10 protein-coding genes and 2 tRNA genes are annotated in these 14,233 nt (G+C 50.5%); 9 read left to right on the forward strand and 3 right to left on the reverse strand.

Annotated features, from left to right (window positions below; genetic code table 11):
• Window positions 1-49 precede the first annotated feature (49 nt).
• From CDA54_RS06540 to CDA54_RS06560, 5 genes are all read left to right on the forward strand, one after another.
• Complete coding sequence (locus CDA54_RS06540; protein WP_099034187.1) at window positions 50-1,243, forward strand: TolC family protein; 1,194 nt, start codon at window positions 50-52, stop codon at window positions 1,241-1,243.
• Entirely contained in the window at window positions 1,240-2,262 is a 1,023-nt protein-coding gene (locus tag CDA54_RS06545) for an efflux RND transporter periplasmic adaptor subunit (RefSeq protein WP_099034188.1), read from the forward strand. Before CDA54_RS06540 ends, CDA54_RS06545 begins: the two co-directional genes overlap by 4 nt.
• Window positions 2,263-5,331, forward strand: a complete 3,069-nt coding sequence (locus tag CDA54_RS06550; RefSeq protein WP_099034189.1) for an efflux RND transporter permease subunit — start codon at window positions 2,263-2,265, stop codon at window positions 5,329-5,331.
• Window positions 5,321-5,647: a DUF3240 family protein gene (locus CDA54_RS06555; RefSeq protein ID WP_099034190.1), complete on the forward strand. Its 327-nt coding sequence runs from the start codon at window positions 5,321-5,323 to the stop codon at window positions 5,645-5,647. The genes CDA54_RS06550 and CDA54_RS06555 overlap by 11 nt, the downstream gene beginning before the upstream one ends.
• Before the next feature lie 208 nt (window positions 5,648-5,855).
• Window positions 5,856-7,742 (forward strand): cation:proton antiporter, encoded by a 1,887-nt coding sequence (locus CDA54_RS06560; RefSeq protein ID WP_099034191.1) that lies wholly within the window; start codon window positions 5,856-5,858, stop codon window positions 7,740-7,742.
• Between the two features lie 27 nt (window positions 7,743-7,769).
• On the opposite strand, the gene CDA54_RS06565 is transcribed toward CDA54_RS06560, so the two are convergent.
• A complete protein-coding gene (locus CDA54_RS06565; protein WP_229748110.1) occupies window positions 7,770-9,086 on the reverse strand; it encodes a M28 family metallopeptidase in 1,317 nt (438 codons plus the stop codon).
• Window positions 9,087-9,280: 194 nt separating this feature from the next.
• Window positions 9,281-10,339 carry a quinolinate synthase NadA gene (nadA, locus tag CDA54_RS06570; protein ID WP_099034193.1) on the reverse strand — a complete coding sequence of 353 codons (1,059 nt, stop codon included), beginning with the start codon at window positions 10,337-10,339 and terminating at the stop codon, window positions 9,281-9,283.
• Between the two features lie 205 nt (window positions 10,340-10,544).
• On the opposite strand from nadA, the gene CDA54_RS06575 reads away from it, so the two are divergent.
• The 4 genes from CDA54_RS06575 to CDA54_RS06590 all read left to right on the forward strand — a co-directional run bounded on the left by CDA54_RS06575 (window position 10,545) and on the right by CDA54_RS06590 (window position 13,286).
• Entirely contained in the window at window positions 10,545-11,282 is a 738-nt protein-coding gene (locus CDA54_RS06575) for a ferredoxin--NADP reductase (RefSeq protein ID WP_099034194.1), read from the forward strand.
• 264 nt (window positions 11,283-11,546) lie between these two features.
• Window positions 11,547-11,622: transfer RNA gene (locus CDA54_RS06580), tRNA-Lys, on the forward strand.
• Between the two features lie 143 nt (window positions 11,623-11,765).
• Window positions 11,766-11,841, forward strand: a tRNA-Lys gene (locus CDA54_RS06585).
• Window positions 11,842-12,440: 599 nt separating this feature from the next.
• On the forward strand, window positions 12,441-13,286 hold the full coding sequence (locus CDA54_RS06590; protein ID WP_099034195.1) for a hypothetical protein: 846 nt from the start codon (window positions 12,441-12,443) through the stop codon (window positions 13,284-13,286).
• 106 nt (window positions 13,287-13,392) lie between these two features.
• On the opposite strand, the gene CDA54_RS06595 is transcribed toward CDA54_RS06590, so the two are convergent.
• Window positions 13,393-14,199, reverse strand: a complete 807-nt coding sequence (locus tag CDA54_RS06595) for a PPK2 family polyphosphate kinase (protein WP_099034196.1) — start codon at window positions 14,197-14,199, stop codon at window positions 13,393-13,395.
• Window positions 14,200-14,233: the final 34 nt, after the last annotated feature.

Consider the following 14,233-nt stretch of genomic DNA (forward strand, 5'->3'; position numbering starts at 1 on the left):
TTCGCCACATCTATAGGGTTAGAGGACAAATCACTTCCCGGTGGCAATAATGAAAAGACCTATTTTAGCGGTTTTGCTAGTAACCGCCTATTGGACTCTGGTCCCATTTTGTGGCGCCGCTAATACGACGCCCTCTCCTACCCTGTATGAGCTGCTTGATATTGTCTTGGAGCGAGCCGATAAGGACAACGTCAACAACGCCGCTACATTGCGCGCTTCTTCCTGGCTCGACGGTGCCCCCAGCGTCAGCATGAATTATCTCCGGAGTCAGGAAGACCAGGGCTCAGACGAGGCTGAACTGCGACTGAACTTACCCATCAAATCTTTCGCAAGGCGCAATGCAGATGCCCAAGTCCGGCAGAATGATGCCCGTTTACACAGTGCGAATCAACGCATTGCTGCGCTTTTTTATTCGGGTCTTATCCGTGAAAGTATCTGGTCTTACAAGGTAGCGATGACCCGACTTGAGGGATTAAACAAAAAGCACCGGTTGCTGCTCGAATTGGAACAGCAATTTACCCAGCAGGTAGATGCCGGCATCACTACCACCTATGGCTTACTTGCCGCCAAACAAACCCGCTTGTCCATTGAAATAGAGCAATTGGAACAGCAACAGGTTGCACAACGATGGCTGGATCAATTTCAGCAGCTGACCGGCACAGCACATCTACCGGACAAAGTTGTTGAACCGCCCCCGGATGATGGCCTGATGGCGATGAATAACCACCCTCATCTGGCGCTACTGGAAAGTGAACGGCGTCAGGCCAGGCTTACCCTGTTAAATAGCCGCCACGGCAACGAGGCCTGGAACCTGTCGGTAACCGCTAAACAAGTTGATAGTCCCGGTTTCACCGATAATCAGATTGGTTTAGGCGTAGAAGTGCCCCTGTCAATGGGCGAACGCGTATCACAGTCAGATTACAGTGCCTGGCAACAAGCCAGCAGGGCCTTTGATGCACAACTTCAACAAGCCCATCAGACATTACTCAATGAATGGAAGGCAGTACAGCAGCATTGGCAGTATTTAAACACCAAAAAGCGTGTGCTGACACAACAACAACTGCTGAGCAGTGAGATCCTCGCGCAAATAAAAACCCTGAAAAACCTCAATGAAATCGAACAGGAGCTGTTCTTAAAACGGGCTATCGATTCGATTGATATGCAGCAAGCAGGGACCCTCAATCAAACCCTTATCGAGCAACAACAGGCCAGAATGAACCAGGCTGCAGGAGTGTCCTTATGATCAACCTACCCCGTTTCCTTATTATCCTTTGCAGTCTTCCTTTAGCCCTGCAGGCAGCCACACTGAAGGTTGCCGATTTGGGCGAATTGGATTTGCGCTACAGCCAGGTTCAGGCAATCGCAAACTACACAGGCCCCTCAATGGCGGCCCATGTAGAGAGTGAAGAAGGACAGGCTTATCAGTTATTCAGTCCATTTATGGTGCAACAACTGGCCTATCAGGTCGAAAACGGTGCCTGGGTCGAACAAGGCCAAACCGTATTGCGCATGACCGGCAGTGAAGTGCATCACTTTATAGAGCGTATTGAGGCTGCGCAGAGTATTTTGTCATTAGCCAAACATCGCTATGATAACAATCAGTCACTGTATCGTCAGCAGGCCATCAGTGAAAGTACCTGGCAGGATATCGTCAGTCAGTATCAGCAGGCCCGCCTGGCCTTTGGCCATCTGGGCCACTTTCAGGAGTTGATTGCAGCGGTATCTGAATCCGGGGACAGTATTGTTCTCAAGGCTCCCTCAGCAGGATTTATTCGCTATAGCACCGAAAACGAACGCAGCGGCAGTGAGCCCTTGTTGGCCCGGTTCATTGACCGCCAGGCGCTGCGTGTTAGCGTCAATATCCCAGTTGTAAATGCGTCCACACTGAGCCACTTGTCGACACCAGAGTGTAACCTGCAGATCGAACATCTCGGACAATCGGCGAACGGACTTTTTGTAAAGGCCTGGAGTGAAGCGGTTCCACAAGGCTGCAAGCTGCTCCCCGGCCAGCAGCTGAGTATCAAACCCGGTTACACAACACAGGCTTATCTGGTGCCCCGGCAATCGGTCTTTCGCTTTGAGCAACGACAACAGGTAATGCTGCACGATGGCCAACAGTTAATCAGTCAGCCCGTGCAAATTGTGGCCTCTCAGGGCAAGCATTATGTGATTACCAGCGACACGTCTTTATCACAATATGAAGTACTGGCCTCATCTGTCGGCGCCGTCAAAGGCTTGCTGCTGGGTATGGGGGGCGAATAAGTGTTACATCAATTACTGCGTTTTTCCCTGACCCAACGGGTTTTTGTGGTAGTGATGCTCGGGGTACTCTTCGCCCTCGGCATCAGAGCCTGGTTTGGGCTGCCTATCGACGCCTTTCCCGATATTTCTCCTACGCAGGTCAAAGTGATCCTTAAAGTACCGGGGATGACGGCAGAAGAGATTGAGTCTCAGGTCACCCGTCCTCTGGAGGCCGAGCTGCTGGGGATCCCCAAACAGGCAATTCTTCGCTCCAGTACAAAATATGCGATTACCTCCATTACCCTGGATTTTCAGGAAGGCACCGATATCTACTGGGCACGGCAACAAGTCAACAAGCGTTTATCCGGTATTCGTGGGGATTTCCCCGCCGGCACTGCGGGGGGTGTTGCCCCTATGAGTACGCCGCTGAGTGAGATGTTTATGTTCAGCCTGGAAAACCCCTCTCTATCGCTGACTGAACGCCGTCATCTGCTGGACTGGGAGATCCGCCCACTGCTGCGAACCGTTCCCGGAGTGGCCGAAGTCAACAGCCTTGGGGGCTATGTTCAGACCCTGCAATTCAGCCCTGACAACAGCTTGATGGCAGTGGCAGGCATTGGCATGGAACAGGTTCAACAAGCCATTCAATCGAGCAATATCAACGGCAGTGTCGGGCGCATGAATGTCGGCACAGAGTCGCTGATCATTCGCACTCAGGGCCGTTTTGCTACTCAGCAAGACCTCGCCGGGCTGATTGTAAAAGCCGATGATAACGGTATTGTGCGGTTATCGGATTTGGGTGATATCAGTACCGGTCATCTGGCCCGCTACGGTGCGGTCACAAAAGACGGGCAGGAAACCGCCCAGGCGCTGATTATTGCCCTTAAAAATTCCAATACCGCCGACGTGGTCAAAGGGGTGAAAGAGAAGCTGGCACAGATCGCACCCACCCTGCCCGAAGGTACCGATCTGAATGTATTTTATGATCGCAAGACCCTTATCGATACTGCGGTAGGCACCATTACCAACGCCCTGGTGGAAGCCGTTATTCTGGTAATCATTATTCTGGCATTGTTTCTGGGCAATCTCAGGGCAGCATTTCTGGTATCCTTGTCGATTCCTTTTGCCGCATTGTTAACCTTTTTGATGATGTCCTATACCAACCTGTCCGCCAACCTTATGAGTTTGGGTGGCGTGGTTATCGCCATCGGCATGATTGTAGATTCATCGGTTGTGGTAGTGGAAAACATTGTTTCTCAGTTAAACCGCAAACTCCCCCTTCCGCGCCTACATTTGATTTACCGGGCCAGCAAGGCCGTTGCCACACCGGTGTTAGCCGGCACCGCCATCGTCATTATTGTATTTGTGCCACTCTTAACGCTGACCGGTCTGGAAGGCAAGCTGTTTTCACCAGTGGCACTGACCATTGTGTTCGCCATGCTAAGCGCCCTGCTGATCTCTCTGACCATTGTACCTGTGATAGCCTCTTTTCTGATTAAAGGTGAAAATCTGGCGCCACCCAAGTTTATCCGTTCTCTGCAGCGCATCTACCAGGCCAGCCTGATAAAACTGTTAGCACGACCCGGCCCCTTCGTGGGCGGCGCCATCGTGGCAGTCATCATCAGTCTTTTTCTGTTTACTCAGTTGGGTAAAACCTTTATGCCGGTACTGGATGAAGGAGACATTATCGTACAACTGGAAAAGTCACCCACCATCTCTTTGGCCGACTCCGTGGAGCTCGACCGACAAGTCAGCGAAGCATTGCTAAAGCAAGTGCCTGAAATAAAACAAATTGTCGCCCGTACCGGTGCCGATGAGCTCGGCCTGGATCCAATGGGACTCAATGAAACCGACATGTTTATGGAGCTTCAGCCCACCGAACAGTGGCGATTTGACACTAAAGATGAGCTGGCCGGGGCTATCCGAGAAGTATTGCAGACCTTTCCTGGTATTAACTTTGGCTTTACCCAGCCGATTCAGATGCGCGTATCAGAAATGCTCACCGGCAGTACCGGCGATGTCAGTATCAAAGTCTTCGGTGATGATATTGCCGCACTCGCTACACTGACCGACAGCATTGCTGGCATTACCGGCAATACATCAGGAGCAGTAGATGTTAACGCCAGTATTATTGAAGGTGCCGAATTTCTGAATGTGCACCTCAAGCCTGAACTGGCCACCGAGTATGGGCTGAGTGTCGACGCGCTGGCACAGGGACTGCGCGCACAGGTTGAAGGCGTGCAGGTTTCTGAGCTGATACAGGGAAAGGTCAAAACTCCCATCATCATCGGTTATCAAGGCAACACCGCACAGCAACCGGCATCAACCAATGAGCTTGAAAATGCCATGCTCACGCTGCCAGATGGCCGTGTGGCAAGAGTGGGTGATGTGGCGTCATTGTCCTATGCCCAGGGCCCCTCGATCATTTCCAGGGAAAATGGCAACCGTTTTGCGGTCGTGACCACCAACGTCACAGGCCGTGACATAGTGGGTTTCGTCGAAGAACTGCGTGAGAATATTCACCAGCAAATCAGTTTACCCACCGGATACACCATCGAGTATGGTGGGGAATTCGAGAACCAGATACGCGCCTCTAACAGCCTGATGATGGTCATCCCCGCGGTAATATTACTGATCGTGATTATTCTGTTCAGTACCTTTCAGTCTCTCCCCCACTCCATGCTGATTCTGCTGAATGTGCCTTTTGCCCTGATGGGTGGCATTGTCGGCCTGTTTATCAGTGGTCAGTATCTCTCTGTACCAGCCTCGGTGGGCTTTATCGCCCTGCTGGGCATTGCCGTGTTAAATGGTGTGGTGATGCTGTCGCACTTTCAGCAATTACGGGCCAGGAGCCGCGATCTCAAAGAACTGGTATGCGATGGGGCCGCAGACAGACTCAGACCCATACTGATGACCGCCACCACAGCCATGTTTGGCCTGTTCCCTTTGGCGCTGGCCACAGGCCCCGGTGCCGAGATCCAAAAGCCGTTAGCCATTGTGGTGATAGGAGGTTTGTTAACCTCCACTATTACCACCCTGTATCTGTTACCCATGCTCTACTACAAACTGGAGAATAAACATGGAAAGTAAAGAACAAATACTCAACCTGATGTTATCCGAAGATCTTCGCGATGATGTGGTCGACATTCTCATCTGCCTCGAGGGTATCAGCGGCTTTAACCTTTATACCGTAGATGGATTCAGCCTCGAACATAGTCAGTTTGATTTAACCGAACAGACAGAAGGATATCGCAGGCTATATCGTCTGGAGCTGTTGCATGCGCCTGAGCAACTGGACGATATTACTCGCGCCCTGGCCCCCCTGGGCCAGGCAAGTTCACTGCGATATTGGGTTACCCCGGTCCTGCAAAGCGGTCGAGTAGGACAGGATAGTAAAACACCGTGAACTCAATATATCTTTCAGTACTATATATTTTTCTCACAAAACGTCGCTTCGGGCATTATCGACTAGTCTGGCATATCATACGGCTTTGCGCGACAACTCGCTTCACCCTTCTGTAAACAGCCAGAAAATCACAAAAGAGATTTGTTTCGCCTATCATTCCAGAGTAAGTTCTTAGCTTGATTCGAAAAACGGAGCAATACGGCTTTTTATGCATGTAGCCACCCTTGTACTGATTATTCTCTCCGCCGGTATTGCGAGCCAGTGGTTAGCCGCGCAATTGAAAATTCCGGCCATCGTAGTACTGATTGCCTCTGGTGTGACCCTCGGACCGATCACTGGCGTCATAGAACTAGGCTTGTCACAAACAGAAATCAGCGAACTGATCGGTCTGGGTGTAGCAATTATTCTGTTTGAAGGCGGCATGGATTTAAAACTCAGTGAGTTTCGCCGGGTGGGGCGTGGGATCCGTCGTCTGACCATCCTTGGCCCACCGGTAGGTTGGTTGTTCGGTGGCCTCGCAGCACATTATATTGCCGGGCTGAGCTGGCCAGTGGCCTGGGTCCTGGGTGCCATTCTGGTGGTAACAGGGCCTACCGTCATATTACCCTTGCTGCGTCAGGCTAAACTGAACCAGGAGTCCGCGTCTCTGCTTAAATGGGAAGGGATTGTTAACGATCCTATCGGCGTACTGCTGGCCGTGCTGACATTTCAGTATTTCACCCTCGCAGATACCGGTTGGGTCGGAGCCATTAGTGGTATGGGTGCGGCGATTTTTGCCGCCGCCTTATTTGGCGGGCTCGGCGGCTGGATAACAGGCTGGCTCTATCGCCGGGGCTCTGTACCGGTGCATTTGAAAGCACCGATGCTGATGGTGCTGGTGTTAATCGCCTACTGGGCAAGCAATCTTATTCAGCACGAAGCAGGTCTGTTGACGGTTACTGTGATGGGCGTTGTGATCGGCAATATGAATCTGGTGGAGCGCGAATCGCTGCAACATTTTAAAGAAAACCTGACGGTGATCCTGCTGTCGGTATTATTTATCATTATTCCATCGCAACTTAAATTCAGCCAGCTGGATGAAATTAACTGGCAGGTATTACTGTTTGTATTAGTCGTTCTGCTGGTTGTTCGCCCGCTGACTATTTTTCTGACCACACTGGGCGGTTCAATTCGTAAGCAAGACAAATTGCTGCTTGCATGGGTGGCCCCGAGAGGGATCGTAGCAGCAGCGTCCGCCGGCATTTTTGGTCCGGCACTGGTCAGTGCAGGCTACGCCGATGCTGAAAAATTACTGCCGATTGTGTTTCTGATTATTATCGTCACTGTACTGGCTCATGGTCTGACTCTGGGCAAACTGGCTCGTAAACTGGGCCTGGCTGCACAGTCAGAGAACGGCTTGTTGATCATCGGTGCATCCCGCTGGACCCAGGTTCTGGCGCAGGCCCTGAAAAAACTTAATATCGATGTATTGGTGGCCGATGGAGCCTATCATCGCCTTAAAGCGCTGCGTATGGACGGTACAAAAATCTACTACGGCGAGCTGCTCTCCGAACACGCTCGCCATGAGCTGGAAATCGAACATCTCAGTCACCTCCTCGCGGCCACTGACAATGACTATTACAATGCCTTGGTCTGTAAGGCTCAGGGGAATGAGTTCGGCCACCATCGCACGTTCCAGTTTGCTATCCATAAAGAGTCTAATCAGGCACAGAAGCGTTTATCTTTGCAACAGCGAGGCTACGGGGCGTTTAACCCTGACGCCACCTTTGAAGCTCTTCATCAATGGCTGGACGACGGTTGGACCATGCAAACCACTAAGCTCAGTGAGAGCTTTGGCTTTGATAAACTCAAAGAACGTCTCGGCGAACCCGGCAATGAATGGTTGCTGATTGGCGGACTGTCGTCTCAGGGCAAACTATGGCTACAAACCGCAGAGCGCAGTTTAAAACTCACTGCCGGAACGACATTGTTGTACTTTGCACCGAAAAACGTTGAAAAAGAGCTTAAAAATCTGAAAAAAGAAATCGTAGAGACTGAAGATTCAGACGACGCCGAAGACAACGCTGACCAGGCAACTAAAAAAGCCGGTGAATAACACCGGCTGTTCCACCTATACTCTTAACTACTCTCCAAACGAGCCCGCTGCCCCCGGAAATACCACAGGGCTTTCCAGCCCATTTTTTGCCACACTGGCTACACCGAAGAAGTAATTGTCAATAACCACATTCTCAAGAGTAAATTCCTTCACATTGCCCACATAGCGACTGAATTGCCATTGTGGCTGATCCGTATAACGCCAGTATATGCGATAGCCCCTTATCAGTTCTTTCTCGCTATCACGCACAGGTGCCCAGCTCAGAGTGGTGCTGGGTTTTACCGCCCCCTTTATTTCAACATTGGAAGGCGGCCCCGGGGCCCAGGCCATGCTGGCCAGTGACACCGCGTTAAGCGCGGTCAGCTTGGCGGCATAGTCAAAATCGACCCCACTGAGCGTATCTCCATATTCAGTGCCGTTTTCAGTGCGTAAGTCCTGATGCTGACGATCGTAATGCTCATTGGTTTCCATGATCCGAATTGCCGCAAAACCCTCGTCGTTGAAAGGCCGGTGATGACCGCCACGACCAAACCGGTCGAGACGATAGATCATCATTGTATTGAGGTTGGGAATATAACGATCCGCAATCTGATCAATATAGCGGGCCAGATTACGTGAGGGGGAGTCTACTTCACCACCGGTAAAACGGCGGATACGGGCTTCTTCAGCTGTTTCAGTCTTGCGGGTGCCCTCAGAGAAAAGCCGCGCGGTAGTATTATTGGTTACACCATTAATACCGGAGATATTACCAATCATGTCATTGTTCAGTACTGCTTTAACACGCCAGCCATCTTCTTTAGCTTTGCGGGCCATGATTTTACCGCCAAACAGCCCCTGTTCTTCACCGGCCAGTGCGGCATAGACAACAGAGCCATGAAACTGATACTGCGTCAGCACTCTTGCAGCTTCCAGCGCGCCAGCAACACCAGAGGCATTGTCGTTGGCCCCCGGCGCATCAGAAACCGCATCCATTACATCAGACACCCGTGAATCTATGTCGCCTGACATCACCACATAGCGGCCGGGGTCGGTCTGGCCTTTTTGTACCGCAATTACGCTTACCACTTCGGTGGCATCGGGGATCCGTTTCTCACCTTCAACCACATCGGACTGAAAGCGGACCTCAAGGCAGCCACCACATTTGGCTGAAATACGTTCAAACTCTGCCTTTATCCAACGCCGGGCCGCACCGATACCCCGTGTATCTGATTCAGTTTCAGACAGCGTGTGGCGGGTACCGAAACTCACCAGTTTACGAATATCCCGCTCAATGCGTTCAGAAGAAACGCTGGCGGCGATATTATGTAACTGCTGCTCATCTCCCCTGAGATCATCAGAAAACACTGGTGCGCTCAGTGCCAGGGGAAGTAACGCTAATGTAGAAAACCTGTTCAACACTTTTCACCTCAACTCATATTGGTTCAGGTAGCCAAGTTAGCATGAATAAAAAAACGAAGAACAGACGCAGAGATAAGAGGCGGGATTGGCAGGTTCAGCGCCAGCCAAACCTGCGACAGTGCAATTCAGGCAGATGTCATTCAGGCATTGCCTTTAACTTTCATTTTATGCGCGGCTGCAAAATCCAGCATCCTGTCCAGCGGAATCAGTGCTTTGAGGCGAGTGGCCTCATCCACAAACACTTCATGGCCGGTGTTATCGGTCAGAGACTCATGAATAGCCTCTAAACCATTCATGGCCATCCAGGGGCAGTGGGCGCAGCTACGACAGGTGGCGCCATTTCCTCCGGTGGGCGCTTCAACAAAGGTTTTACCCGGTGCGGCCTGCTGCATTTTGTAGAAAATGCCTCTGTCGGTGGCCACAATAAGATACTGATTAGGCAGGCTTTGTGCCGCCTGAATCAATTGTGACGTGGAGCCTACAGCATCTGCCATCTCAACCACATTGGCGGGTGATTCAGGGTGAACCAGTATGGCCGCTTCAGGATGCTGCGCTTTAAGCGCTTTAAGCGCCCTCGCCTTAAACTCATCATGTACCACACAGGCACCTTGCCACATTAGCATTTGTGCGCCCGTTTGCTTCTCAATATAGGCCCCTAAATGGCGGTCAGGCCCCCAGAGAATCTTCTTACCCTGGCTATCCAGATGCTCAACAATTTCCAGTGCGATGCTTGACGTAACCACCCAGTCAGCTCTCGCTTTTACCGCTGCTGAGGTATTGGCATAGACGACCACGATGTGGTCGGGATGCTGATCACAGAACTCGCTGAATTTATCCGCCGGGCAACCCAAATCCAGTGAGCAGGTGGCTTCCAGTGTCGGCATCAGCACCGTTTTCTCAGGGCTCAGAATTTTGGCTGTTTCGCCCATAAAGCGTACCCCGGCCACGATCAGCGTCTGTGCATCCGCATCGCGACCAAACCTGGCCATCTCCAGCGAATCAGCCACACAACCGTCTGTTTCCTCAGCCAACGCCTGAATCTCGGGATCAGTGTAATAGTGCGCCACCAATACCGCATTTTTCTCTTTCAGCAAGGCCTTTATTTGATCGCGATAAGTCGCTTTTTGCGCATCATCAAGCGGCCGCGGCTTTGCCGGAAAAGAATAATCAAGCGTGTCTATGGTCTGCATCTGGCTCATACTGCTGCCCGGTATCGGCTAAAATGGGCGCAGATTATACCGCTCCTGAATGGTAAATGGTATGGGGAGATAAACCGGATAATATGTATTTCTCCTTGTCTTGTATTACTGATGTCTTACCCTGAGACAACAAAGAAACAGAATTTCTCAATTTTTCCGGCCTGATGCAGTGATGACCGGTAATATCCCCTCAAGGAGTCGAATAATGTGGACACAAGGTAAGGTAGTAAAACGGATCGACTGGAACGATGAATTGTTTTCACTCTTTATTGAGGCACATATCGGCGATTTTACGGCCGGGCAATTTGTTAAGCTGGGACTGGACATAGACGGTAAACGGGTGGGCAGAGCCTATTCCCTGGTAAATGCCCCAGACAGCCCGCTATTGGAAGTATTATTGATCAGTGTTGAAGACGGTAAGCTCTCCCCTGCTCTGAACCAACTGCAACCTGGCGATAACCTGAATGTCAGTGCTAAAGCCAGCGGCTTTATGACACTCGACTGGGTGCCGGAGGCCAGTCACTTATGGTTGATGGCAACCGGAACGGCCATAGGCCCCTTTATTTCTATGTTACGCACGCAGGAACCCTGGCAGAGATTTAAGCAAATTGTACTGGTTTACGGTGTCAGGCTTGCAGCGGATCTGGCTTATGAACAAGAATTGCGTTCTCTGGCGACAAAGTACGGTGAACGTTTTACCTATATCGCCAGCATAACCCGGGAATCAGTCGCCGGAGCTTTGACATGCCGTATTCCCGATGCATTACAGCAAGGTCTGCTGGAAAAACGGGCAGAGTTAACCATCAGCCCGGAACATAGCCAGGTAATGCTATGCGGAAATCCAGCCATGATTGCCGATACCCAGTCGCAATTAACAGCCCGGGGGCTTACCAAGAATATGAAGCGCAAACCTGGTCATATCAGTATGGAAAGATACTGGTGATAACCCGCCCTTTTTCCGTATAGATAACTACTGATTTCAGCGCTTTGGTGCTAAATTTGTTCAATCAGGCTAGTTTTACAGCATTCAGACAGAAAAATGTCATTTAAATCCATAATTGGCTTGCACCAGGTCAGGATTTCAGTAATATATGCGCCCGTCGCGACAGACGGCAAAAAGTGTTAGCAAGTGGGTCGTTAGCTCAGGGAGTAGTGGACATTAAAAGTCAACTGCGGAGCCAACGGAGCGCAAAAAATTTTGAAATGTGGGTCGTTAGCTCAGTTGGTAGAGCAGTTGACTTTTAATCAATTGGTCGCTGGTTCGAATCCAGCACGACCCACCACTTCTTCTCCGGGTACTCAGCGGTGAAGATAAAACAAGATTTCTGTCCTTTCCAAGTAAAATTGTGGATCGTTAGCTCAGGGAGTGGTGGACGTTAAAAGTCAACTGCGCAGCCAACGAAGCACAAAAAAGTTGTCAGATTGTGGGTCGTTAGCTCAGTTGGTAGAGCAGTTGACTTTTAATCAATTGGTCGCTGGTTCGAATCCAGCACGACCCACCACATTCCTTCAAACATACGAATATTTCTCAAACAGCTCATTAGTCACATCAAGCACTTTGTCGTGCCGGATGAGAACCAGCGATCTGGTTCGACTAAAACGCCGGGAGCGTTTTTATTCGCTACATCCCTGTATCTCACCTGCTTCGCAGGCCAGCTAAAGCTGTTCTGTATTGTTCCTACAATACATGGTGAACAGCCGCAGGCTGGCCCGAAGGGCGGAGGACAGGATGTCCGGAGTAAAAATACAAACAAAAAGACGTTCTCACCGCTGAGTCGCGGAGTTCGCAGAGAAGAGAAGGGACAACGTCTCTGCGTCCTCTGCGGCTCTGCGGTAAATTTACCATCAGCAAAGGTCACTGGATGACCGATAACGACACTCGGGCATGACCAAACGTCTTTCTAGTTTTTGGAGAAAACCCATAGACATTTAAACTGAGCAGACAGAACAGTTTGCTTTGAGCTCCCGTCTTGCCTGGGGGTCTCTCCCTGGACAGTAAACATCATGAAACAAATTCTGCTGCGGATTAATAAAAAACCGCTGTTGAATCCGATCCGGGTACAATATCCTGTATCTACTGCAAATGGCTCAAGGGATCACCATGTTACGGATAAAAAACAGTCTCACTCTATTAGTATTGATTGGCACAATGCTGTGTTCGTCAACGAGTCTGGCAGATGGATTAACTGATTTACAACAAGCGCTGGAGAGTCTTAAGGGCACGACGCCAATAAGTGCCACGTTAACCAATACCTTCACAGAAAAACGTGGTGAAGGTAAGGATTTAAAAGAGCAGCAAGGCTCAGCAGATATACTGCTCAACGACAACGGACAAGGCCTGCAGATTACCTACAGCAAAGCCATACTGGATGCGATGGACGAAGAAGCCCGGCAGAAGTTAGAAGATGAAGACGTGCCGACGCCAACCCAGGATGCAGTGAACAACCTTGAAGCGAGCGAACTCAAAACAACACTCTCTGCGGCCGGGAACCTGCAACGGTTTATTCAAAAGGCTACTTTTCAGGGGGAAAAAGAGCAGCAATGCGAGAACGGCCAGATCCGTGAACTCAATTTTGACCTGCCCCTTGAGGCGGTAATCAGCAACAAAAAAGTACGCGGCTACGTGAATGATTTTGATGGCCAGTATCAAATCTGGATTGATAAAAAGGGCTTCCCGCTGAAATCCAGACTCAGCTTCTCCGGAAGTGGCCGTGCCTTTATCTTTTTCTCTATGCAGGCCCAGACTCATGCCACAACCTACTATCAGGTAGCTGGCAATCGTTTAGTGATTCTGGACCGGGAGTATCATCGTGCCTACGACTCGAGCTGGGATACCAGTGAGACACAGGGCAGGGAAAGTCTGGTGCTGCACCAACCACAAATCAGCACCGATAGTACCCTGGTTGCACAATGCAATGTTACTGATCAACAACGCTCACAGGGGTGACTCACAGAGTAAAAGAGTAGGCCTCGAAAACAATAAAAAGCGCTTTTAGTCCTGTCTCACCCTGTAAGGAAAACCTCAGGGCTCAGCCGATTACACAACTACTGAGTCAGATCAGTTCAATATCCCCGGGATCAAACTTCGGTTCCGGATACGTCATTTGCAACGAATCCAGTGCATCCACAACCGTCTGCAATACAATAAGATCCCGATACCATCGTCTTTCGGCCGGCACGACATAAAAGGGAGCGTTATCTGTAGAGCAGCTCTCAATTGCCTCACTATAGGCATGCATGTATTCATCCCAGTATTTGCGATCATTTATGTCACCGGGGTCAAACTTCCATACTTTGTCAGGACGATCGAGTCGTCGTTGTAAGCGCTCTTTTTGGTAGTCTTTAGAAATATGAAGGAAAAACTTCAAAATTAGCGTGCCCTCTGTGCTCAGCAACCGCTCGAAGGCGTTAATATGCTCAAATCGTTTCTGCCAGACTTCCTGAGGCTGGCGCTCTCTGACACGAACAGCCACCACATCTTCATAGTGAGAGCGATTGAATATTGAGATATAACCACGTCGGGGCGCGTGTTGGTGGATACGCCACAGAAAGTCATGCAACTGCTCTCTCTGGCTGGGCTGTTTGAAGCTTTTAACCCGCATACTGGATGGATCGAGTAGGCGAAATACCCTTCGGATGGTTGAGTCCTTGCCACCTGCGTCCATAGCCTGGAAGACCACCAGTAAACCCTGTGAGCGCTGTGCATAGAGTAACTCCTGTAACGCCGCTAGACGCTTAGTCAGCTCATGCACCATCTCTTTGCCTGTTTTCTTGCTAAGGCCCCCATCCTCGCGTGTGGCGAAATCGCACAGTTCTACCCTCTTTCCAGGGGCGATACGGTAGGGCCTGGTGTCTATCACTTAATCGATCTCCGGGCAAAACAGAAAATAAGGT

This window comes from Lacimicrobium alkaliphilum, from assembly GCF_002591895.1.
Lineage (GTDB): Bacteria > Pseudomonadota > Gammaproteobacteria > Enterobacterales > Alteromonadaceae > Lacimicrobium > Lacimicrobium alkaliphilum.

Excerpts from the sequence above, each read along its gene's own strand:
- CDA54_RS06555 (WP_099034190.1), top strand. The coding sequence starts at position 5,321 with ATGGAAAGTAAAGAACAAATACTCAACCTGATGTTATCCGAAGATCTT.
- CDA54_RS06540 (WP_099034187.1), top strand. The coding sequence starts at position 50 with ATGAAAAGACCTATTTTAGCGGTTTTGCTAGTAACCGCCTATTGGACT.
- CDA54_RS06590 (WP_099034195.1), top strand. The coding sequence starts at position 12,441 with ATGTTACGGATAAAAAACAGTCTCACTCTATTAGTATTGATTGGCACA.
- CDA54_RS06560 (WP_099034191.1), top strand. The coding sequence starts at position 5,856 with ATGCATGTAGCCACCCTTGTACTGATTATTCTCTCCGCCGGTATTGCG.
- CDA54_RS06575 (WP_099034194.1), top strand. The coding sequence starts at position 10,545 with ATGTGGACACAAGGTAAGGTAGTAAAACGGATCGACTGGAACGATGAA.
- nadA (WP_099034193.1), bottom strand. The coding sequence starts at position 10,339 with ATGAGCCAGATGCAGACCATAGACACGCTTGATTATTCTTTTCCGGCA.
- CDA54_RS06545 (WP_099034188.1), top strand. The coding sequence starts at position 1,240 with ATGATCAACCTACCCCGTTTCCTTATTATCCTTTGCAGTCTTCCTTTA.